The 22,716-nt window shown below is 69.2% G+C and carries 19 protein-coding genes; 9 read left to right on the forward strand and 10 right to left on the reverse strand.

The features are described 5' to 3' along the window. Positions 1-470: 470 nt before the first annotated feature. From EPL04_RS05460 to rnhB, 4 genes are all read left to right on the forward strand, one after another. Entirely contained in the window at positions 471-5,738 is a 5,268-nt protein-coding gene (locus EPL04_RS05460; protein ID WP_167599426.1) for a malectin domain-containing carbohydrate-binding protein, read from the forward strand. Positions 5,739-5,882: 144 nt separating this feature from the next. Further along, positions 5,883-8,021, forward strand: coding sequence for a PKD domain-containing protein (locus EPL04_RS05465; RefSeq protein WP_134670172.1), 2,139 nt, complete (start codon positions 5,883-5,885; stop codon positions 8,019-8,021). Between the two features lie 19 nt (positions 8,022-8,040). Then, entirely contained in the window at positions 8,041-8,898 is an 858-nt protein-coding gene (locus tag EPL04_RS05470) for a hypothetical protein (protein ID WP_134670174.1), read from the forward strand. A 268-nt stretch (positions 8,899-9,166) separates the two neighbouring features. Further along, positions 9,167-9,805, forward strand: a complete 639-nt coding sequence (gene rnhB, locus EPL04_RS05475) for a ribonuclease HII (protein ID WP_134670176.1) — start codon at positions 9,167-9,169, stop codon at positions 9,803-9,805. Here the strand turns inward: rnhB and EPL04_RS05480 are convergent. The 3 genes from EPL04_RS05480 to secF form a co-directional block, all read right to left on the reverse strand. Beyond that, on the reverse strand, positions 9,802-10,947 hold the full coding sequence (locus tag EPL04_RS05480; RefSeq protein WP_167599427.1) for a sensor histidine kinase: 1,146 nt from the start codon (positions 10,945-10,947) through the stop codon (positions 9,802-9,804). The two genes, rnhB and EPL04_RS05480, sit on opposite strands and share 4 nt — an antisense overlap. A gap of 130 nt (positions 10,948-11,077) precedes the next feature. Then, complete coding sequence (locus tag EPL04_RS05485) at positions 11,078-12,655, reverse strand: preprotein translocase subunit SecD (RefSeq protein WP_134670179.1); 1,578 nt, start codon at positions 12,653-12,655, stop codon at positions 11,078-11,080. Beyond that, positions 12,652-13,545 carry a protein translocase subunit SecF gene (gene secF, locus EPL04_RS05490; protein ID WP_134670181.1) on the reverse strand — a complete coding sequence of 298 codons (894 nt, stop codon included), beginning with the start codon at positions 13,543-13,545 and terminating at the stop codon, positions 12,652-12,654. The genes EPL04_RS05485 and secF overlap by 4 nt, the downstream gene beginning before the upstream one ends. A 111-nt stretch (positions 13,546-13,656) precedes the next feature. On the opposite strand from secF, the gene EPL04_RS05495 reads away from it, so the two are divergent. Beyond that, positions 13,657-14,025: a hypothetical protein gene (locus tag EPL04_RS05495; RefSeq protein ID WP_134670183.1), complete on the forward strand. Its 369-nt coding sequence runs from the start codon at positions 13,657-13,659 to the stop codon at positions 14,023-14,025. Positions 14,026-14,214: 189 nt separating this feature from the next. Here EPL04_RS05495 and EPL04_RS05500 read toward each other — a convergent pair whose 3' ends face one another. From EPL04_RS05500 to EPL04_RS05510, 3 genes are all read right to left on the reverse strand, one after another. Then, a complete protein-coding gene (locus EPL04_RS05500; protein WP_134670185.1) occupies positions 14,215-14,721 on the reverse strand; it encodes a hypothetical protein in 507 nt (168 codons plus the stop codon). Between the two features lie 163 nt (positions 14,722-14,884). After that, a complete protein-coding gene (locus EPL04_RS05505) occupies positions 14,885-15,358 on the reverse strand; it encodes a DUF5812 family protein (RefSeq protein WP_134670187.1) in 474 nt (157 codons plus the stop codon). A 41-nt stretch (positions 15,359-15,399) separates the two neighbouring features. After that, positions 15,400-15,945 (reverse strand): hypothetical protein, encoded by a 546-nt coding sequence (locus EPL04_RS05510; protein ID WP_209019574.1) that lies wholly within the window; start codon positions 15,943-15,945, stop codon positions 15,400-15,402. Positions 15,946-16,061: 116 nt separating this feature from the next. Here EPL04_RS05510 and EPL04_RS05515 point away from each other — a divergent pair, with 116 nt between their 5' ends. From EPL04_RS05515 to EPL04_RS05525, 3 genes are all read left to right on the forward strand, one after another. Continuing rightward, positions 16,062-17,354 carry a glucose-6-phosphate isomerase gene (locus EPL04_RS05515; protein ID WP_134670189.1) on the forward strand — a complete coding sequence of 431 codons (1,293 nt, stop codon included), beginning with the start codon at positions 16,062-16,064 and terminating at the stop codon, positions 17,352-17,354. Positions 17,355-17,399: 45 nt separating this feature from the next. Then, positions 17,400-18,488 carry a CPBP family intramembrane glutamic endopeptidase gene (locus tag EPL04_RS05520; RefSeq protein ID WP_134670191.1) on the forward strand — a complete coding sequence of 363 codons (1,089 nt, stop codon included), beginning with the start codon at positions 17,400-17,402 and terminating at the stop codon, positions 18,486-18,488. An 85-nt stretch (positions 18,489-18,573) separates the two neighbouring features. Next, positions 18,574-18,717 (forward strand): CopG family transcriptional regulator, encoded by a 144-nt coding sequence (locus tag EPL04_RS05525; RefSeq protein WP_134670193.1) that lies wholly within the window; start codon positions 18,574-18,576, stop codon positions 18,715-18,717. On the opposite strand, the gene EPL04_RS05530 is transcribed toward EPL04_RS05525, so the two are convergent. Together EPL04_RS05530 and EPL04_RS05535 are read right to left on the reverse strand one after the other, a co-directional pair. Continuing rightward, on the reverse strand, positions 18,714-19,178 hold the full coding sequence (locus EPL04_RS05530) for an NOB1 family endonuclease (RefSeq protein WP_134670195.1): 465 nt from the start codon (positions 19,176-19,178) through the stop codon (positions 18,714-18,716). The two genes, EPL04_RS05525 and EPL04_RS05530, sit on opposite strands and share 4 nt — an antisense overlap. Then, positions 19,179-19,424, reverse strand: coding sequence for a PRC-barrel domain-containing protein (locus tag EPL04_RS05535; RefSeq protein ID WP_134670197.1), 246 nt, complete (start codon positions 19,422-19,424; stop codon positions 19,179-19,181). 203 nt (positions 19,425-19,627) lie between these two features. On the opposite strand from EPL04_RS05535, the gene infB reads away from it, so the two are divergent. Continuing rightward, positions 19,628-21,430: a translation initiation factor IF-2 gene (gene infB / locus EPL04_RS05540; RefSeq protein ID WP_134670199.1), complete on the forward strand. Its 1,803-nt coding sequence runs from the start codon at positions 19,628-19,630 to the stop codon at positions 21,428-21,430. Positions 21,431-21,761: 331 nt separating this feature from the next. On the opposite strand, the gene EPL04_RS05545 is transcribed toward infB, so the two are convergent. Together EPL04_RS05545 and EPL04_RS05550 are read right to left on the reverse strand one after the other, a co-directional pair. Then, complete coding sequence (locus EPL04_RS05545) at positions 21,762-22,154, reverse strand: DUF5811 family protein (protein ID WP_134670201.1); 393 nt, start codon at positions 22,152-22,154, stop codon at positions 21,762-21,764. Positions 22,155-22,212: 58 nt separating this feature from the next. Continuing rightward, complete coding sequence (locus EPL04_RS05550) at positions 22,213-22,686, reverse strand: pyruvoyl-dependent arginine decarboxylase (RefSeq protein ID WP_134670203.1); 474 nt, start codon at positions 22,684-22,686, stop codon at positions 22,213-22,215. Between the last annotated feature and the right edge of the window lie 30 nt (positions 22,687-22,716).

Here is a 22,716-nt window from a genome sequence, read left to right on the forward strand (position 1 = left end):
ACGCGATCGGTTCCGACCCGACCGCGACCCCGGTACGCGGAGCCTAACTGCCTTTTCTCTGTCTCTGTGGGCGTGTAGCGGCCGGTACCCGTCGACGCACGGCCGATCCCCGACCGCTCTCGGTTCGAGACGTCTCGCCCGCTCGACCCCGATCCCGTCGGTCGTTCGGTCGCTGTCAGTCCCCGCCTGAAACGACGTAGGAGCTCCTTGTGTGGCGCTCTCGGTCGTCCAGATATCACACAGCCGACTCATAACAAAGTCGGTACGTGTCGGCTCGGTGGACGATGGCGCCGTATCGGCCGTTAGGCCCCGAGAAACGGAAGTTAAGCTCGGTCGGAGCGACGTTAGCTCTCGTTTTGTCGTCAGTTAGCCGCCTCGTACGCGTGGCGGCGCGGGGATCCGAAACCGGCGGCCGGTCGGCGCCCGCACAGACACATGAGTCCACACACACCACGAGCGGGAGGCGTCGGATGAACAGTACGCGAAACGCGGCTCGGTTGCTTGCAGTCGTCTTCTCGGTGTTGCTGGTGACGTCGGCGGCCGGGGCCGGCGCGCTGTCGGTCGTCGGGACTGCGCAAGCACAGGAAGCCAGCGACGTGTTGTACCGCGTGAACGCGGGCGGAAGCGTCTCCGCGACCGATGGCGGCCAGGACTGGGAGTCCGACTCTGCCTACCTGGCGGGCGGTAACAGCCAGACTTCGAGCAATCCAGCGCCGGACTCGCTCGACGCGTCGGTGCCGGATGGGACGCCGGCCGGCGTCTGGACGAACGAACGGTACGACCCGCCGACCGACGGCGAGATGCAGTACGAGTTCGACGTTCCGTCGGGCCAGCAGGTCGAGGTCCGGCTCTACTTCTACGACGGCTACGCCGAGACCAGCGCGGTCGGCGACCGCGTCTTCGACGTGAGCGTCGAGGACCAGACCGTCGAGAACTTCGACCCCATCGCCGAATACGGCGACCAGACCGGCGGGATGGCGTCGTTCAGCGTCGTCAGTGACGGCACCATCGACGTCGACTTCGCGCATGTGGAGCAGAACCCCCAGATCAACGCCATCGAGGTCGTGAGCGCCGAGGCCCAGCCGAACACGCTCGGTGCTCCCTCGACCGTCGACGCGGGGACGGTCCTCACGGGTGACAGCGAGACCGATCAGGTCACGCTGACGAACCTCGGCGGCACGGGCGACGCCGACATCTCCATCGAGGACGCGTCGGTCGCGGGCGCGGACGCCGACGAGTTCTCGGCCGGCGCGCCGAGCGCGACGACGCTCGCGCCCGGCGAGACGGCGAGCGTCCCGGTTACGTTCGCCCCGACGGACGCCCAGCCCAAGTCGGCGACCCTCAAAGTCAGCCACAACGGGAGCAACTCGCCGGTGACGGTCGACCTCTCGGGCGAGGGCGCGAGCGACGTGCCCGTCGGCTTCGGCGTCAGCGGGCTCGGCGCCGACCTCGGCAACCCGACGTCGCTCGACTTCGGCCCCGACGGCCGGCTCTACGTCGCCCAGCAGAGCGGGGAGATCAAGGCGTTCGAGATCGCCCGCAACGGCGAGAACGACTACGAGGTGACCGACACCGAGGTCATCTCGGCCGTCCAGAACCTCCCGAACCACGACGACGACGGCTCGTACAACCCGAACGTCGACGGCCGGCAGGTGACCGGAATCACGGTCGAGGGAACCGCCTCGACGCCCGTCCTGTACGCGACGTCGAGCGACCCGCGCATCGGTGCGGGCGGCAGTCACACCGACAGTGGACTCGACACCAACTCGGGCACCGTCTCGCGGCTCACCCAGACCGACTCCGGGTGGGACCACGACGTGCTCGTGCGCGGCCTGCCGCGCTCCGAGGAGAACCACGCGACAAACGGCGTCCAGTACGACGCCGAGGAGAACGTCCTCTACCTCGCGCAGGGCGGCCACACCAACAAGGGCGCTCCCTCGGACAACTTCGCGCTGACCCCCGAGTACGCGCTGTCGGCGGCCGTCCTCTCGGTCGACCTCGACCAGCTCGACGGGATGGCCGAGAAGGACGCCGCACACACCGACGCGACGTACATCTACGACCTGCCGACGCTCCAGGGCACCGAGACGCCCTTCGGCGGACAAGACGGTGCGAACATGGCCAACTGGACCGCCGACGGCCCGGTCGACGTCTACTCGCCGGGCTACCGGAACGCCTACGACATCGCCCTCAGCGAGGACGGCGAGTTGTACGCGACCGACAACAGCGCCAACCCCGGCTGGGGCGGCATCGTCGTCAACGAGGGGCCGTCGGGCGAGTGCACCAACGCCCAGAACGAGCAGGACGAGTACTCCGCCCCCGGCGTCTATCACATCGAGGGCGAGGACTACTACGGGGGCCACCCCAACCCGACCCGCGGCAACGCCACCAGCGAGTTCGCCGGCGCGGTCGACGACGGCCTCCACGATCCCATCAACTGCGACTTCATCGCGCCCACGAACGGCTCCTCGCCGAGCGAGGCGCTCGAAACCTACGGCGCGACGCCCCAGGGGATGGACGTCTACCCGGCGTCGAACTTCGGCGGCGAGATGCAGGGCGACCTGCTGTTGGCGATGTGGAACTCCGGCGACGTCGAGCGCGTCGAACTCAACGCCCAGGGGACCGAGGCGACCGCCTCCGAGCCCGTCTTCCAGAACATCGGGAGCAACCCCCTCGACGTCCACGCGCAGGGCGACGACGACGAGTTCCCGGGCACCGTGTGGGCGGCCACCTACGGCAGCAACGCGATCACCGTCTTCGAGCCCAACGACTACGGCGGCTCGGCGGGCGAGCAGTGTCTCGGGACTGACCCCGAATCCCCGGATTACGAGCCGGACGGCGACGCCGACGGCGACGGCTACACCAACGCCGACGAGAACGCCGCGGGCACCGACCCCTGCTCGCAGGCCTCCCAGCCCGACGACTGGGACCAGGACGGCGTCCCCGACTCGGTCGACGACGACGACGACGGCGACGGGCTGACAGACGACGAGGACCCGTTCGCGCTCGACCCCCAGAACGGGCTCGACAACGAGATGCCGGTCGACCGGCAGTTCGAAGCCGGCCAGCACCCCCAGTCGCTGTTCGGCCTCGGGTTCACCGGCCTGATGACCAACGGCACCGACTACGCCGACCTCTACAACGGCTCGAAGGTGCGAGCCGGCGGCGCGACCGAGCGGTTCTCGGTCGACGAGGTGCCGTTCGGCGACGCCTACGAGGCCAAGAACTCCCAGTCGTACGGGTTCCAGTACGGCGTGAACGCGACCGGCGACGCGCCGTTCACCGTCCACACAACGGTCGAATCGCCGTTCTCGGACGACATGACGCCCGAGAACTATCAGGCCGCCGGGATGCAGATCGGCCCGGGCGACCAGGACAACTACGTCAAGCTGGTCGCGGGCGCTCAGGACGCCGAGAGCGAGCCGAACGGCGGCGTCCAGCTCCTGAAAGAGACCGACGGGACGGTCGGCGACAGCGACTCGGTCGTGGTCTCCGAGCCCGACGTGTTCGGGAGCGGCCAGACCATCGACCTCTACCTCGACGTCTACCCCTCGAACGACACCGTCGTCGCGAGCTACGCCATCGACGACGGCGAGCGGGTGACCTTCGACCAGACGGTCACGATGCCCGAGAGCTGGTACGCCGACGACGACATGGGGCTCGCGGTCGGCCTCATCAGCACGGCCAACGGCGCCGACTCGACGTTCTCGGCGTCCTGGGACCGGCTGACGGTGACCGAAATCGGCGCGAACGCCGCGCCGACCGCCGACGCCGGCGACGACCAGACGATCGACGAGAACGCGTCGGTCACCCTCGACGCCACGGGGTCGACCGACGCCGACGGCGACGAACTCGGCTACTCGTGGACCCAGATCGCGGGTCCGGACGTCCAACTGAGCGCGCAGGACGACGCGGCCCCGTCTTTCACCGCGCCGGACGTCGACGGTAACGAGACGCTGACCTTCGAGGTCACCGTGACCGACGCCGGGGGCGCGACCGACTCCGACGCGGTGAACGTCACCGTCCAGGGCACCGACCAGCCCTCCGACGAGGTCGTCTACGCGGTCAACGCCGGCGGCTCGGCGTACACCGCGGCCGACGGAACGGAGTATCAGGCAGACGACTACTTCGCCGGCGGATCGACGACGAACGTCTCGGCGGACTACGGCGTCACCGACGTCGGCGACACCGACGACGACGCGCTGTACGTCACCGAGCGCTACGGCCAGAACGGCGCGCCGGTAAGCTACTCGTTCCCGGTCGAGGACGGCACCTACGAGGTCACCGTCCACCTCGCCGAGATCTGGTTCGGCACCGACCACGGCACCACCGGCGGCGACGGCTCGCGCGTCATGAGCGCGAACCTCGAAGGCGGCGAGGTCGAACTCGCCGACTACGACATCCACGCCGACGTCGGCGCGCTGAACGCGACGACCAAGACGTACACGGTCGAGGTGACCGACGGCGAACTCGACATCGACTTCACGTCCTCGGTCGAGAACCCCAAGGTCTCTGCCATCGAGGTCGCGGCGGTCGACGGGTCGGCCGACGTCCCGAGCGGCGGCGAGGCGACCATCGAGATCGACGACGGCGAAGGCATCGACGCGACGACGTGGGACGCCGAGTCCTTCGAAATCGCCAACACCGGCGAGGAGACCATCGAGACGGTCACCCTGAACCTGAGCTCGGCGGTGCTGCCCGACGTGGTGTTCGACCCCGACGGCACCGCCGGCGATCAGGGGGCGAAGGGCTTCGTGCTCAACGACAACGCCACGAGCGGGACGGTCGACGCGACGGTTCTGGCCCCGCACAACGGCGTTAACGGCTCGGACGGCTACGACACGCTCCAAATCGAGTTCGGCGCGTTCGAGCCGGGCGAGTCGGTCACGTTCGAGATAGACAACGACCCGACCAGCATCAAGGGCGGGTCGAGCGTCCAGAGCGGCGAGGCCGGCCCCATCTCCGGACTGGAGCTGTCGGGCTCCGAGATGTCGGTCGACTTCGCCGACGGGTCGACCGCGACGACCGACCTGTTCGGCGACGGCAGCGCAGGCGGCTCGCAGGCGACGGCCGACGCCGACGTCTCGGCCGCCCCGACCCTCGACGTGGCGAACGTCTCGCTCGCCGAGACGACGCTTTCGCCCGACCACGCGGCCGCCACGGTGGCGACCGCGAACCAGACCGTCACGGTCTCGGGCGCGCCCGGGTCGACGGTGACGTTACTCCGCATCGAGGGCGAACTGAACCTCGACGGCGTGCCCGACTACGACGGCACGCCCGGCTACGACGTCGAGGCCTACGAGGCGAACACCGCCATCCAGGTCGAGGAGTACACCGCGACCGTCGGCGAGGACGGGACCGCCGAGATCCCCGTCACGCTGACGAACGGCTCTGCGACCGGCGGGCTGAACTACTTCGTCGCGACCGCCGACGACGACGAGGGCGAGACCGGCCTGACCTCGAACGTCGCGGTACTGGAGTACGACCAGAGCGCCGACACGGGCCCCGACCCAGTCGGCGACTTCGAGAACGCGCCGACCGACCCCGACGGCGACGGCGTCTACGAGGACGTCAACGGCGACGGGACGGTCACCGTCTCCGACGCCCAGGCGCTGTTCGCCCACCTGAACGACCCCGCCGTCCAGAACGACGTCGGCGCGTTCGACGTCAACGGCGACGGCGCGGTCACGGCGGGCGACGCCCAGGCGCTGTTCGCCGACCTCGTGGGAGGGAGCTGATCACTCCGTGTCACCGAATCCAGCGCCGACCGCGCGGCGACGACCCGGGGCCACTCCAGAGGCACGACCGTTCCGCCCCGGCGCCGCGACCCGCCGCGTCTCGCGAGACGAATCGCACGAAATCGAACAGGGAGCCGACAACTAATGTCAGACAACACTACACACTGGTCCACCAGGACTCTCGCGGTCGTGCTCGCCGCGCTGACCGTCGTCTCGATGGTCGGAGGCGTCGCGAGCGCGGCCGGCCCAACGAGCCTCAGCGTATCGCCCGCCGAACAACAGATCGCCCCCGGAGAGACGACGACGGTCGAGGTCGTCCTCGACGACGCCGAGGGCGGCGTCGGCTCCGGACAGATCGGCGTCGTGCTCGGCACTGCGAGCGTCGCGAACATCGTCGACGTCAGCGCCGGGAACGACCCCGGGAGCGAGGAAACGACCATCGCCGACGACGGCTCGGCAGCGAGCGCGCTCTACGCGTTCGACGACACCGCCGACACGGGCGCGGTGACAGTGCTGACCGTCACGCTCGAAGGTCAGTCGGCCGGCTCGACCGACGTCTCGATAGTTTCGCCGGCGGAAGCCGGCGGCGTCGACCAGATTCTGGACTTCTCGGACGAGCAGGGGAGCACGTACTCTCTCGGTGACCTCGGCACCGCCGCGGTGACCGTCGAGGAACCCAACGATCCGGCCGAGTTCCAGCTCTCGGACCTGTCCGTCGCCTCGCCGGCGACCCAGGGCGACTCCGCCGACGTCACCGCGACGGTCGAGAACGCCGGCGACGCCGCGGGCACTCAGACGGTCTCACTCTCGGTCGACGGGACAGAAGTCGGTAGCGAGGACGTCACGCTGGCCGGCGGCGCGAGCCAGCAGGTCGACTTCGCGGTCGACACGAACGACCTCTCGGCGGGCCAGTACGCGGTCGAACTCGCGACCGACAACGACACCGCGAGCGGCTCGCTGACCGTCGAGGCGGCCGACGACCCGCCCGCCCCGACGGGCGAGCTCGCGGTGACCCAGTCGGCCGACGGGCCCGGCGCGCCCGGCGGCACCGTCTCGATGACCGTCGAGGTCAACGCCACCAGCGTCAACGCGCCCGTGCTCGGCGTCGACCTGCCCGACGGCTGGGCGCTCGAGAGCCAGACGGCCGAGGGTGACGCCACCTTCGTCGCGAACTCCACCGAGTGGATCTGGCTGGCCGACGACGTCGACCAGACGTACACCGTCGAGTACGAGGCGTCTGTCCCGGCCGACGCCGCGGAGGGCGAGTACACCGTCACCGCGTCGGCGTCCGCCATCGACGGCACCGATCAGGAGGTCACCGCCTCGACCCAGACCACCGTGACGGTCGCCCAACAGCCCGTCAACGAGGCGCCGACCGCGGACGCCGGCGACGACCAGACGGTCGACGCGGGCGACTCGGTCGCGCTCGACGCGAGCGGGTCGAGCGACCCCGACAGCGACGACCTCTCCTACGAGTGGGTCCAGACCGGCGGTCCCGTCGCGACGCTGACCGACGCGGACTCGGCCTCGCCCGGGTTCACCGCGCCCGAGGTCGACGCCGAGACCGACCTGACGTTCGAGGTGACGGTGACCGACGCGGCCGGCGAGACGGCCACCGACGCGGTCACCGTGACGGTCCAGCCCGACCAGCCCGCGCCGGCGGGCTCGACCGCAGTCGGTCTCTCGCCCGCGGACGCAGACGTCGTCGCCGGCGGGAGCGGAACGATCGACGTGGTCGTCGAGAGCGCCGACGCCGGCGTCGGCGCGTACGAGCTGACCGTCTCGGTCGACGACGCCGCGACGGCGTCCATCGCGGGCGTCCAGACCAAAAACAACCCGATATTCCAGGAGACGACCGTCGCGGCCGACGGCTCGTCGGCGGACATCACCGTGGTCGGCGCCGACACGAGTTCGACAGGCGCCGTCACGGTCGCGAGCGTCACGCTCGACGGACTCGAACCCGGTGAGACCGATGCGACGCTGTCCGTCGACGAGCTGGGCGACGGCCAGGGAGAGGCCTACGACGTGACCGCGACGAACGGCGCGGCGGTGACCGTCACCCAGGTGTCGGTCGGTAGCTTCGACCCCGTCACCGATCCCGATGGTGACGGTGTCTACGAGGACGTCAACGGCGACGGAGAAGTCGACATCAACGACGTCCAGACCGCCTGGACCTATCGGAACAGTCAGACGATGACGGACAACCCCGACCTGTTCGACTTCAACGGTGACGGGTCGTTCGGCATCCTCGACATCCAGGCGCTGTTCGCGCAGGTCGAGTGAACCCCCACGGAGAAACAAAATGAGGACTCCACACTACGCAACGCTGGCGGCCTTCCTGGTTGTTGTCGCGGCGACGTCCACCGGTTTCGCCGCCGCGAGGACCCAGACAGACGCCACGACGGTGGGGCTGGTCGCGGCCGACGACGGCGTCGAGGCCGGCGAGACGACCACCTACGACGTGGTGGTCGAGGGCGCCGACGGCGCCGTGGGCGCGTATCAGTTCACGCTCGTGCTCGCCGACTCCGACGTCGGGGCGATAGCCGACGCCCGAACGAGCGGCGACCCTCGGATAAGCGACGTCACCATCACAGCGAACGGCTCGGAGGCGACGGTCGCCGCGGTCGGTGCGACCGTCGAGGGCGACGACCCGAGCGTCATCGCCTCGGTGACCGTTAGCGCTCGGACCGTCGGCACGAGCGCGCTCAATCTGTCGGTCGACGCGCTCGGTGACCCCAACGGCGCGTCCTACGAGGTCACCGCGACGAGCGGAGCGAACCTCACGGTCGAGGCCGACGAGACCGGCGGATCCAGTTCGAATGGCGGCGGCTGGAACGACGCCGATAGCTCCCCCGACGGGAGTCAGTCGACCGGCGACGCCGACGTACCGGCGGACGACAGCGAGCGAGCGGATCCGACGAAGACGACCGCCGAGTCGGCGGCGGTCGATGCGACGACCGCCGAGGCGTCCGTGACCGCCGACTCACCGATGACGACCCCGCCAATCGAGGGACCCGCCGTCGAGTCCGCCACGGTCGACGAGACGACCGTCACGTCAGACAGAACGACGGGTGGCGCCAGCAGGGTCCCCGGCTTCGGTGGCGGTGCCGTGCTCGTAGCACTTGCGGCGGCGCTGGCGGTGCTCGGGCGCCTGCAGTAACCGCGACGCTCGACGGTCCGTTTTTCGACGACCGTCGCTCCGTCGAGCACTGCCGACCGGCGCTCGAGGGGAACGCGTCGGCGTCCGACGGCTCCCGTAGTCGGTCGATTCGGAGCCAGAGCAGTCGGTCGCGTCTGATTCGTCTCCCATCGCGATCGGACAGCGGGCAGATGTCGACGGCGCTTCGAGCGGACCGCCGGGTCGTCGGGGTTCCAGCAGTCGATTCGGAGTAGCAACCTACAACTACTCGGACTCCGTTCGCTCGTCCGTGTTCGGCGTAGACGAGGCGGGCAAGGGTCCGGTGTTGGGGTCGATGTTCGCGGCCGCGGTCGCGGTCGCCGACCCCGCGGTCCTGCCCGCTGACGTGGACGACTCGAAGCGCATCGCGCCCGACCGCCGCGAGGCGCTCGCGGCGGGTCTCCGGGCCGACGACCGGGTCGCCGTCGGCGTCGCGGAGGTCCCGGCCGACCGGATCGACGACCCCGAGACCGACATGAACACCCTGACCGTCGCGGCCCAGGCCGAGGCGCTCTCGGCGGTCGCCGCCGACGGCGCGTCGGGGATCGTCGACGCGGGCGACACCAGCGAGCGACGGTTCGCCCGACGGGTCGCCGACCGGGTCGACGCCGACGTCGATCTGACCGCGGAACACGGCGCCGACGAGCGTCACGCGGTCGTCGGCGCGGCGAGCGTCCTCGCCAAGGTGGCCCGCGACGCCCACGTCGCGGAGCTCGCCGCCGAGTACGGCGAGGTGGGATCGGGCTACCCGAGCGACCCGACGACCCGCGAGTTCCTCGCGAGCTACGTCGCAGAGCACGCCGAACTGCCCGAATGTGCGCGCCGGAGCTGGTCGACCTGCGAGGACGTGCTGGCGGCCCACGAGCAGTCGGGGCTGGCGGAGTTCTAAGCGGGGTCGGGAGAGACCCGGTCGCGGTCGCCCGAGACGAACCGATCCCCGCCGGTCGATTCGGCCCGGTCGTCCGAGAGGGGGAGTTCGACCGCGAACGCGGTCCCGTCGGGACCGGTCTCGACCAGTTCGACCGTCCCGCCGTAGCGCTCGACCAGCGTCCGAACGAGGTAGAGCCCGAGGCCGTGGGTGCCGCCGGTGTTGTCGCTTCGCTCGAACAGCGCGTCGCGCTCGTCGGCGGGGATTCCGGGGCCGTTGTCGGCGACCCGGACCGTCACCGTCTCCGCCGACTCCTCGACGATAACCTCGACCCGCGGCGTCTCGCTGTCGTTGTGCTCGACCGCGTTCGTGAGCAGGTTCGAGAACACCCGGGGCAGGAGGTCGTCGGCCTCGACGCGAACGTCGGCCGGGACCGACGCTTCGATTTCGACCGACTCGGCGGTGGCTCGGAGGTCCGCCACCTCGGCGAGAACTATCGCCGAGAGGTTCTCGTCTCGCAACTCGACGGTGCCCCGAGTCGCGGCTATCAGCACCTTCACGTCCCGGATGACGCCCGTCATGTCCCGGCCCTGCCGGTGAATCGTTTCGAGGCGTTCGCGGGCGTCGTCGTCGAGGTCGGCGTCGTCGAGGACCATCGAGGCGTAGCCCGTGATGACGTTGGCGGTGTTGAGCACCTCGTGTCGGAGGAGGCTGTTGAGGTAATCGAGGTGCTGGTGGTGCATCTCGGCCTGCTCGGCGCGGACGGTGGCACGCTCGGCGGCGCGCTCGCGCTGGATGGAGCGGGCCTCCACGACGCCCACGAGGAGGCCTCCGATGCCGCCGACGGTCACCGTAAAGCGCACCCACCCGGCCAGGACCAGGGCGGAGTCCGGCGACCAGACCGCCATTATCGGGGCGTTTATGCCGAGGTAGAACCCCATCCCGCCGAAGAACCACGTTTCGATGCGCGGATACCGGTCGGGAGTGAGTTCACTCCGGTGGAGCCAGTACCCGCCGTACAGAATCACCGCACTGGCCAGGAGGGTGATCGAGAGGCTGACGAGAAACCCCGTCGAGAGGTACGCGTTCACGTTCACTCCCTTGAACACCACCCACTCCGCAGCGAAGATGAGAACGAACAGTACCCCGGAACCCGATATCATCGCGGGCGTTCGATTCGAAGAGAAAAACCGAGACGAGATGGCGTCCATACCCTTTGGTTCGAAACGCGAATTAAATAAGTTGACACCAATTACCAGCGCTGATAACGAGGCGGGAGGCGCGGTGGCGTTCTTACGTGTCGGTCATCAGTCGCCGGAGGATGTCGCCGTACGCCGGCCGCGTGATCAACACCCCGACGAGGACGCCGAGGATGGTCACGATGGCGAAGCCCTGGAGGTCGCCGAGCGACAGCACGGCGAGCGGGCTCATCGCGATGATGGTGGTCGCCGCCGCGGCGCCGATGACCCAGAACGCCTTCCGGAACCGGCTCTGGAAGACGCGGTTGGAGTTGACGTCGCCCTCGGCCATCACCTCGTCGGCGATGATGATGAGGTCGTCGACCCCGGTCCCGATGACCGCGATGAAACCCGCGATGTGACTCAGGTCCAGCGGCAACTGGACCGCCGCCGCGAACCCGAGCAGGATGACGACCTCCGAGAGCGCGGTCACCAGCATCGGCGCGGCGACCTTCGGATCGCCGTACCGGAAGAAGACGGTGAGGGCGACCGCGAGCACCGCGACCAGCCCGGTGATCAGCGAGTAGAGCTTGAACTCCTCGGCGAGGCTGGGCGCGAGGAAGTACGAGGTGCCGTCGTCGAGGTTCAGCGCCGCCGGGAGCGACCCCGCGTTCAGGTGGATCTGGAGCTCGCGGGCCTCGGACATGTTCGTCGTCTGCATGATGAATCCGGGGTCCTGGACGAACTCGCCGCTCTGCATCGTTCTGGCGAGACCCGAGCCCATGCTCGCGGCGTAGACGGTTTCGTTGTCGACCACGGTGTACAGGCAGTAGCCGGGGTTCTCGGGGTCGTCGCGGTACCGACAGGACTCGACGCCCTCGCCGGTGAACCCGAACTCGTTCATCGCGTTCGAGTAGTTCCGGGCGGCGTCTTCTTCCAGCGTGAGCGGGACGTGGGGCCCCCGGCGAGCCGAGTCCTGAGCCGAACTGATCCGGCTGAAGTCACCCTGCGTGAGCAGGGGTACTCGGCGGTACTCGGTCCCGTTGTCGCCCTGAACCGGGAAGCCGGCGACGACCTGGACCTTCCCGCGCTCGGTGACGAGGTCCTCGACCTGACTCTGGTTGGCGTTTGGCATCTCGATGACGACGAAGTTCTCGCCGTCGGCGGTCTGGACCTCCTGGACCCGGCCGCCGGCGAGCCCGGCTTGGGAGATCTTGTCGCGGAGGATCCGGACGATGGTGTTACGGGTCGCGCCGGTGACGCCGGCCTGGATCCGGTCGTACTCGTAGCCCGCCGCATCGAGCGCCGAGCCGAACCGCTCGGTCGAGACGTTGCCCACGAGGAGTTCGACCGTCGTCGTCTCGTTGGCCGACTGGGCGAGCCGGACGGTCACGTCCGAGGCGTCGGCCGCCGAGATGTTCGCGGCCACCCGTCGCTCGATCTGTCCGGGCGAGGTCTCGCGGGGCACGTCGACTTCGTAGGCGGTCTGGCCGTCGACGGGCGCCCGAATCCGGGTCCCGCCCGACAGTTCGAGCCCGAACGCGAGGTTCGTCGGGCCGCCGGCCTCCGCGACCAGCGACTCGTTGGTCGCGGCGTCGTCGCTACCGCCGACGCCGGGCGCGACCAGCGCGTAGACGCTGACCGCGATGAAGATCGCGAGCAGGATGACCCGCCAGTTGTCGCGCCAGTTCATCGGGCCACCCCCTCGAACTTCCACCAGCGAAGCAGACTCAGGTTCAACATGTAGGTGTTCATCAGGTCGGTCGCGAGCCCGAGCACGAGCACGAGCCCGATCGACGCCAGCAGATCGATGCCGAACAGGTACGCGACGAGCGCCATCACCGCCATCGCCGACAGCGAGGTGAGCGTCATCGTCACGCCGGTCCGCATCGCTCGGTAGGTGCTCTCGTAGAAGCCGCCCGACCGGCGGATGATGTGGTTGTTCAGCAGGATGTCGGAGTCGACCGAGTACCCGATCAACATCAGCAGGGCCGCGACGGTGCCCAGCGAGAGCTCGATCCCGAGGAGGTTCATCAGCGCGAGCGGGATCACGATGTCGCTGAACGCCGAGAGCACGACGGCGATCGAGGGGACGAACGTCCGGAACATCAGGAACACGAGCACGCTCATCCCGGCGAACGCGAGCCCGAGGCCGTAGAGGGCGAGCTGTTGGGTCGAGGACCCGAAGCTCGCGGAGGTCCCCTGAACCGACTTGACGGGGTCGCAGTCGGGGTTCTGGGCGCAGGCCTGGGTGGGCTCTAAGTTAGAACGCGCCTGCTCGGCGATGTTCTCGGCCTCCGGCGGGAACGTGACGATGTACGTGTTCGCCTCCGACCGGACCGGACTGACCGACACGACGTCGGCGTCGAACTGGTCGGGGAGTTCGGAGGACGGCGTCGCGGTCTGGACTCTGAGCTCGGTACCGCCGGTGAACTCGGTGCCGAGCTGTACGGGCGCACCGGTGGTGACGTACCACCCGGCGAGCACCAACAGCGCGACGGCGAGCAGGGCGAGGGGGATCGCCGCGAGCTGTCGGTTCGTGTACCGGGTGTAGTCGACCTCCGGCACTTCGAACGCTACCATATGGGAGAGGAATGTGGGTCGGCCGTGGATAAGTGTTCTTATCGCCGCTCACGGCACGCAACGTATCCCACGGGAACAAGGCTCAAAGCGTTCGCGCGCGTAGTCCCGAGCATGGGAACCGAGACCGACTCCGAGGCCGACCTGCGTGACCGCCACAGCGACCTCTCGCCGGCCGACCGGGTGGTCGTCTCCTACCCGGAGGACCTGAGCGACTGGGGCCGATTTCAGGTCGAGAAGCCCTCCTTCCGAGGGTTCCTCCGGAAGACCAAGACCGACCGCGTCAGGCAGGGCGACGTCTGGGAGGAGTTCGTCGGCGTCGGCTGTTGTGGCAACACGTTAGACGTGCCGCTTCGCGTCGAGCGAATCGAAGGCGGCGAGACGTTCGGCCCGGACACCGAGATCACCTACGAGGTGCGAGAGGCCTGCGACATCGCCGGCGGCTGGCAGGTCCAGAGCGAGGGCGGCCCGAACGAGGTGTAAGCCCGGCGTCCGGGGATCGTCGAGATCGGGTGTCCCGCCCGCGCCGACCCGGCCCCGTCCCACTCGGAGTGGCGACGCAATCTCCGTCCCGCTCGGAGTGGCGACGCAATCTCCGTCCCGCTCGGAGTGGCGACGCAACCCTCGGCCCGGTCGTGAGTCGTTCTCCGACGACCGGATCGCCGCCGACCGCTACTCAACCGCGTGGTTCTCGACGGCCTCGTCGAGGCGGAACTCGGTCCGGAGTCGGAGCCGGGGGACGGATCCGACGGTCCCTTTCGTGCCCGGCTTGCGCGTGGTCGCGCGTTCGACGGTAGCCGAAACGTCGGCGCCGAGGCGGTCCCGAAGCTCCGCTTCGAGCCGACGGCCGCTCTCCTCGGCGTCGAGCAACACGTCGACGGCGTCGGATCGCGGGCGCACGTCGACGACCTCGGGACGGCGTTCGACCCACGCCGTGAGTTCGGGGTACGCCGTCTCGCCCAGCGTGTCGCCGATCGCGGCGTACGTGCCCGTGAGGTCGGCGAGCCGCCAGTATCTGGTGAGCGCGTACGCGTCGATGACGTTCTGGCGGCGGGTCTCGGAATACGCGTTCGCGACGACGTCGGCGTCGGCGAGTCGGTCGTAGTCGGCTTCGAACACGACCCGACGCTCGTCGGTCGAGTCGCCGTCGGGGGTCCACGTCGCCTGCCACTGATACATGGCGGCGGGTATTCGACCCCCTCCTATCAACTTTCACCTTTCGGCCGTCTCGGATCGAACTCGCTCGACATCCCGGATCGACGGCGGCGGCGAACAACTCGACCGGACCACTGCCGGCGAACCGGTGGCTCTCGCGGTCGAAAAACAGATTCTCGCGGTCTGTTCACGGCATGTAGCGGACGCTCACCACGCCCGCCTCCGACCGGACCTCGACGCGCGAGACCCCGAGCCGGGCGGCCCGCGTGAGCGTCGCTTCGTCGTCGAGGACGTCTTCGACCGCGCTCTCGGTGTCCTCGGGCGGCACGGTCAGGACGTGAATCTCGCCGGTCCCGGCCCGCTCCTCGCGGGCGACCTCCCCGACCGGCTGGGCGTCCGCGAGTTCGCGCTCTTGGACCGTCGGCGGCTCGTCGCTCCGCTCGGTCGCGAGCGGGCGCCGCTCGTCGACCTCGATCACCGACCACGTCAGGTTCATCGGCGGGTCGGGCGCGACCGTCGCCTCGACGGCGTCTCGCTCCTCGACGCCGGGGTTCGACGAGAGGGTGTGGACCTGTCCGCCCTCGACGTCCTTCAGCACCGCCGATTCGTTCTCGGCGTGAGTGACGAGGAAGGTGCTCGTCTTCTCGGACTCGTCGGTCATGGGCGTCGGTAGGCGCCGCGCGCTTTTCCCGATTGCGTTTGCTACCGCGCGAGCCGGTGGACCGCGAGGATCGCCGCGATCCCGAGCGCCGGCGGCGCGAGCGCGTAGACGGCCGGGAGTGCGTAGAGGAACTCCACCGCGGGCGCGAGAAGCGCCGGCGGCGCCTCGCGGGCGTCCGGCGGCGCGGAGATCAAAAGCGAGACGTACAGCGAGGCGACGAACAGGTAGCCGGCGAGCGCCGCCAGCAGGTCGGCGCGGGCGCTCGCGGTGCCGCGGCGGTGCTTGCGGGCGGTCGAGAGGACGGGCCCGATCAGCACCGCGAGGAGCAAGGCTCCCCCGACGATCAGGAAGGCCCGCGAGAAGGTGGCGAACTCCGAGCCGCCCACGGTGGCGAAGATCCACACCGGGAGCGCGAGCACGACGAACGTCGCGAGCAGCGCCGACAGCAGTGCGGCGACGACCGCGTACGACTGGAGCAGTCGGGAGTCGGTCTCGGCGAACGCGGTCCGAAACGACCCCCTGATGAGGCTCCGGGAGTCGTCGGTCCGGGGCCGGGCGTCGGCCTCGACGTCGGGCTGGTCGGCCATCTCGTCCGGACGTTGGGACGACGGGCTCAAAAGCGGTGCGATGGGTCGACCCGCCCGGCGGCGGGCCCGGACCACCGCACTTTTTGTCGGCGCCCGACGCGGATTCGGACGACACCATGCGCGTAGACCTCGGCAACGCACTCTCGGACGTCGCCGACCCCGGCGTCTCCCGTACAGCCCTCGATGAGCTCGACGACCGCGTCGCGGACGCCCACGAGCGGATCGAGGCGGGGCGGGCGGACCGCGAGCACGGCTACGCCGCGCTGAACCTCCCCGAGACCGCAGACCCCGATGCGATCCGGGCGGCGGTCGAGCCGTTCGCGGACGCCGAGGCGGTGCTCACCGTCGGCATCGGCGGCTCCGCGCTCGGGGCGGCGACGATCGCCGACGCGCTCGACGCCGAGACCGAGGCGTACTTCCTCGACAACGTCGACCCCGAGCGCGTCTCGGCGCTACTCGACGATCTCCCGCTCGACGCCACCGCGGTCAACGTCGTCTCGCGGTCGGGCACCACCGCCGAGACGCTCGCGAACTTCCTCGTCGTCCGGGAGGCGATGGCCGACGCCGGCGTCGACTGGACCGACCGGACCTTCGTCACCACGGGCGAGGAGGGGAACCTCCGGCGGCTCGCCGCGAAGCACGATCTGCCCGCGCTCGACGTGCCCGAAGGCGTCCCCGGGCGATTCTCGGCGCTGTCGACCGTGGGGCTCGCGTGCGCGGCCATTCAGGGTCACGACCTCGACGCGATCCTCGCGGGCGCGAGCGAGGAGGCCGACCGGCTCGCGGGCTCGCTGTACGACTCGCCCGCCTACGCGTACGGCGCGGCGACCTACGCGCTCGAACAGCGGGGCGCGGCGGTCAACGCGATGATGCCCTACGCCGAGTCTCTGGAGACGTTCGCGGAGTGGTTCGCACAGCTGTGGGCCGAGAGTCTCGGGAAGGACGGTCGGGGCCAGACTCCGGCCCGCGCGCTCGGCGCGACCGACCAGCACTCCCAGCTTCAGCTCTATCGGGCCGGCCCGCGCGACAAGCTGGTCACGCTCGTCCGGCCCGCCGATCGCGACGACCGGGCGATCCCCGAGACCGACCTCGACGGGCTCTCGTACCTCGGGGGCTCGACGCTCGGCGAGCTCCTCGACGCCGAGTTCGAGGCGACCGAGGCGAGCCTCGCGGCGGCCGGCCGCCCCAGCGTCCGGCTCGAGATCGACCGGGTCGACGAGCGGGGGCTCGGCGAGCTCCTCTATGGAATGGAGGCCGCCTGCGTCCTCTACGGCGAGCTCGCGGCGATCGAGACGTTCACACAGCCGGCGGTCGAGTGGGGCAAGCGGGCCGCCCGGGGACTGCTGGGCGGGGGCGACTTCGAGGAGGTCGACGCCGTCGCCGAAAAGACCCGACTGCTCGTCGAGTAGACCGCAAACGCAGGGCCTTTAGCTCGGCCGTTCGTCCCCCGAGGCATGGAAGAGCGTTCGTTCGCGACGGCGGGAGTCGCCCTCGGCGGCGTCGCGCTCGCGTCGGCAGGCCTGCCGTGGGACGCCGCGGGCGCCGGACCGGTCGAGAACGTCGTCCTCGCCGGGCTCGGCGCGGCCGTGACCGCGGCCTTCTCGCTCCGGCGCCACGGCCTGCTCGCCGCCGGCCCCGGCGGACTGCTCGCGGGCGTCGCCAGCCTCGCGGTGGTCGGCCACGCCGCGACCGCGGTCGGCGGCGTCGCGGCCGGCGTGACCTCGCCGCTCGGGGTGGCGCTCGCACTGATCGGCGGGGTCGGCGGCGCGGTCGCCGCCTACGGCGACGCTCGCGGGATTCCCGACCGCACCGGCGCCGCCATGGGGTCGTTCGCCCGCGGTCTCGGGCTCGGGTTCGCCGGACTGGTGGCGATCAGCGCGTGGACGAGCGTCGCGGTGTCGCTGTGGGCCGCGGTCGTCCCCGGCGAGATCGGTCGGCTCCAACAGCTCGTCGTCGGCTCGGTCGCGCTCGGGCTCGGTACCGCCACAGTCGCGCTGGTCTACTTCGGGGCGACCGACCGCGAGTGGTCGTACGTCGACGTTCGAGCGCCGGATCTAACCGACGCGGGCTACGCGCTCGCCGGCGTCGCGATCCTGTTGGGGCTTCAGTACCTCCTGACCGTCGCGTTCGGACAGCTCGGCATCACCACCGCCAGCCACAGCATCGAGCGCGCGGCACGGCAGGGCAACCACGAGCTGTTGTTGTGGCTGATCCCGACGGCGTTTCTCGTCATCGGGCCGGGCGAGGAACTGCTGTACCGCAACATCGTCCAGAAGTCCTTCTACGAGACGTTCTCCGAACGGGGCGCGGTGGTGGCCGCGAGCGTGGTGTTCGCGATCGTCCACGTCCTCGCGTACCTCAGCCCCGACGTCGGCGCGACCCTCGCGACGCTCTCGGTCGTGTTCGTGCTGTCGCTGGTGCTCGGGGTCGCGTACCGCCGAACCGGGAACCTCGTCGTTCCGATCTTCATCCACGGCGCGTACGATGCGGTGATGTTCGGGGCGCTGTACCTCGAACTCGCCGGCCAGACGGGACTGGTGTGAGGGCGGCGGGCTCGCCGGCGTCCGCCCCGCGTCGGCTTCGCGTCTGACGTAGCTTTAACAACGACAGCTACATTTGGAAGAAGCGATGGAGCGTAGTTACTCGATTACCTTCGATCCGGACCGCGCAAAGCGGGTCGAGGCGCTGGCTCGCGAGTACGACCTCACGACTCAGGAGGTCCTCGAACAGCTCGTGGCGGTCGGGCTCGAAGAGATCGATCCCGAGAGTTAGGCGTTCGAGGGGTTCTTGCGCGAGAGTTCGCTCCCGCAGATCGGACACCGGTCTTTGTTCTCGTCGAACTCCCGACCACAGCCCTGACACTGGAACCGCCAGTCGCGCTGTTCGGAGATGCCCTCGCGGGCGATCACCTCGACCGCCACCTCCATGTGCTCGGCGACGTTCTGCATCGCGTAGTCGTCGGTCACGAGCGTCGCGTCGAGCTCGAACGCGGCCGCGATGAGTCGGATGTCGGTGGTCGACAGCTCCTCGCGGTCGCCGGTCTCCCCGGACGCCCGCCTGACCTTCTCGACGGTGTCGTCTCTGGGAATGTGGATGTGCATCCCCGATCCCTCCATCGCGTCGAAGCGATAGGCGCTCTCGTCTTCGAGCTCCTCGCGGACCATCGGGATGGTCGCGGTCTGCTCGTCGGTGTGGTACTCGTTGATAAACGTAGAGGAGTCTAGAACGTTCATTTACCGCTGGACGACGATGTAGTCTTTGACTGCCTGCACGCGCGTGACCGGTACCTGAAAGCGGCCCCGGTCGTCGGCGTCGAACGCTACCGAGCCGGCGTCGAGCTCCTCGTCGGGCTCGACGAGGAGATCGGCGAGTTCGCCGGTCTTCAGGTCCATCGTGATGTTGTACAACATGCCGAGCTCTGTCCCGTCCGACCCCATGACTGCTTTCCCCGAGAGGTTTTCGGCGAGGATTTCGGGCATACCCGCCAGTTATTGAGCGCACCCACATAAACTGTTTGGGGTGCGGGCGGGGAGCGTCGCCCCGGCCAACGAGCGCCGTCGGGAGCGCAACCGCTCGATTTCCGGGGCGCGGTCGGATCGGGCGCCGAGCGGGGAGCCTCGCAAAAGTTAAATGCCGCGCCCGGTACCTTCACAGTAAGAGACCTTCTCTCCGGGTGGTATCCATGTCTGACACCGACGCGCGCGAGAACGCGCAAGGACTTCGAACGCCTATCGTCGCGGTGCTGGGCCACGTCGACCACGGCAAGACTAGCCTGCTTGATAAGATTCGCGGCTCGACGGTGATCGAGGGCGAGGCCGGCGCGATCACCCAGCACATCGGGGCGACCGCCATCCCGCTCGACGTGGTGTCGAAGGTCGCGGGGAGCCTCGTCGACCCCACCGACTTCGACCTCCCCGGCCTGCTTTTCATCGACACGCCGGGCCACCACTCGTTTACGACCCTGCGCTCGCGGGGCGGGGCGCTGGCCGACATCGCCATCCTCGTGGTGGACGTCAACGACGGCTTCCAGCCCCAGACGCTCGAAGCGATTAACATCCTCAAGCAGTCCCAGACGCCGTTCGTGGTCGCCGCGAACAAGATCGACACGACGCCGGGGTGGAATCCGAACGAGGACACCCCCGTCCAGCAGACCTACGACGACCAGAGCGACCGGGTCCGGGGAGACCTCGACGAGAAGCTCTACGAGATCATCGGCGAGCTCAGCGACGAGGGATTCTCGGCGGACATGTACTGGCGGGTCCAGGACTTCCGGGGCAACATCGGCGTGGTTCCGGTGAGCGCCGAGACCGGCGAGGGCGTCCCCGACCTCCTGACGGTGCTGATGGGGCTGGCCCAGCGGTATCTCAAAGAGGACATGGCGATCGACGTGACCGGCCCGGGCGCGGGCACGGTGCTCGAAGTCAAAGAGGAGAAGGGGTTCGGCACGACCCTCGACGTGGTGCTGTACGACGGCATCGTGCGCGAGGACGAGACCGTGGTGGTCGGCGGGAAGAACGAACCCATCGTGACCGACGTGCGCGCGTTACTCAAGCCGCGCCCGCTCGCCGAGATCCGGACCGAAGACCGGTTCGAGAAAGTCGAGGAGATCGCGGCCGCCGCCGGGGTGAAGATCGCCGCGCCCGAACTCGACGATGCGATGGCCGGCGCGCCGGTCCGGGTGGTCCGCGATCGGGACATCGGCGAGGTCATCGCCGAGGTCGAGGCCGAACTCTCCGAGATCGAGGTCGCCACCCAAGAGCAGGGCGTGGTCGTGAAAGCCGACACCCTCGGGAGCCTGGAGGCCATCGCCAACGCGATGGCGGAGGCCGAGATCCCGATCATGCGCGCGGAGGTCGGCGATGTCGCGCCCCGCGACATCAGCGTCGCCTCCACCGCGGCCGAGGACAAGCACAAGACCATCCTCGCGTTCAACGTCGACGTGCTGACCGACGCGGCCGAGCAGGCCGAGGAGTCGGACGTGAAGCTGTTCGAGAGCGACGTGATCTACCGGCTCATCGAGGAGTACGAGGAGTACGTCGAGGAGCGCGAGCGCGCCCAGCAGGAGACGGTCCTCGACAACATCACCCGGCCCGCGCGCTTCCAGATCCTGCCCGATCACACGTTCCGCCAGAACGACCCCGCGGTGGTCGGCGTCGAGATCCTCTCGGGCACGATCCGGAAGAACAGCCACGTCGCGATGTTCGAGGGCAACGAGCCCACGCGCGTCGGCGAGCTCAAGGGGATCCAAGAGCAGGGCGACGACGTCGACGAGGCCCGAAGCGGCAACCGGGTCAGCGTCGCGATCGACGGGCCGACTGTCGGTCGCCAGATCGAGGAGGGCGACGAGCTCTGGATCGAGATCCCCGAGAAACACGCCAAGATCCTCGAACAGGAGCTCTCGGAGGACATCCCGGGCGACGAACTCGAAGCGCTCCAGATGTACCTCGACAAACAGCGCAAGCGCGACCCCTTCTGGGGGAAGTGATCGGGCCCCCGAGACCGCGTATTCCGGACTGTTTATAACCCGAATTAACACCCGAATGTGGCGTCTTAAAATAACGGCATATATCCAGTTTATTGGAGTTCTGGGAACTTCTACTACGTCTTTAAACGGTTTGAACGCCGAAAAACGGGGCCGCCATTGAAGTGCGAGCCGTGGCTCACCGCCGAACGGTCCCGCCGGTAGCCGAATGACGCTCTGAAAACACGTCGGGGGCGTTCGGTTCTCGCTCGGGCGGAGGTCGTGCTGTCGGCGCTCACGGTCGCCGAGCCGTCGGTTTCGACTCGACCACCGAAGCGGGTGAGTCGGCGGCCGGCTATCGAGCCGTCGGCGTGATGTCGTCGCCCATGGCCTGCTTGACCTGGAGAGCGGCGCTCGCGGCGAGGCCGCGGGCGACTTCGGTCTCCTCGTGGGCAACGAGGTCGTCGCCGTCGAAGTCCTCGGCGTCGGGCTGGAACCCGGCGCTGACGGGGTGGCCGACCGGCGGCTGGACCGCCACCTGGGCCTGCGGGCCGTTCCCGTCGTTCGAGACCTGCGAGCCCACGACGTACTCGTCGGGCAGGAAGTCCCGCGTTCGGGCGGCGATGGAGGCGACGCTGGTGCGAAGCGACTCCTTCTGCTCGGCCGAGAGTTCGGGGACGTCCGTGTTCGCGCGATGCCCGGCCTGCGTCACGCCGGGGCTACCCGCGTAGGGGGTGTTGCCGTTCATCTATCTGACGACAGTCCATTAGGGCCCCACCTAATAAAACCTCTCGACCGCGGAAGATTCAACAGATCGGCTCGCTCTCGCCGTAGACGGCGAGTACGACCGCCGTCGCGTACGTTCCCGGCTCGGCGTCGGCGCTCGCGGTCTCGATCCGCTCGTCGTCGAACGTCCACTCCCGGAGGTCTCGGCCGGCTTCCAGCCCCGCCCCGACGCGCTCGCGGACGTCCTCGGGGTCGGCCTCGCCCGCGACCTCGTAGAACAGCCCCGGGCCGGGGCCGGTCGTCCAGCCGAGTCCCGCGGTGACGCCGCCGGGACCCGCCCGGGTCGCGCGGGCCTCGACCACCGTGAGTCGCTCGCCCGCGGGCCCGAGGTCCGGGGCGGTCCCGACCGCCTCGACCGCCGCGTCCGCCGGGACGACCGACGAGACGGCCACGAGGTTGTAGTTGTGGACGTTGGCGTCCGCGAGCGCGGCGTCATAGGAAGCCATCTCGGTTGGGCCGGTGGCGGTTCCCCACACGACCCGAATCGTGCTCATAGCCGGAGGGAGTCGTCGCGAGCGCTAAGG

This window comes from Halorussus marinus (genome assembly GCF_004521895.1).
GTDB lineage: Archaea > Halobacteriota > Halobacteria > Halobacteriales > Haladaptataceae > Halorussus > Halorussus marinus.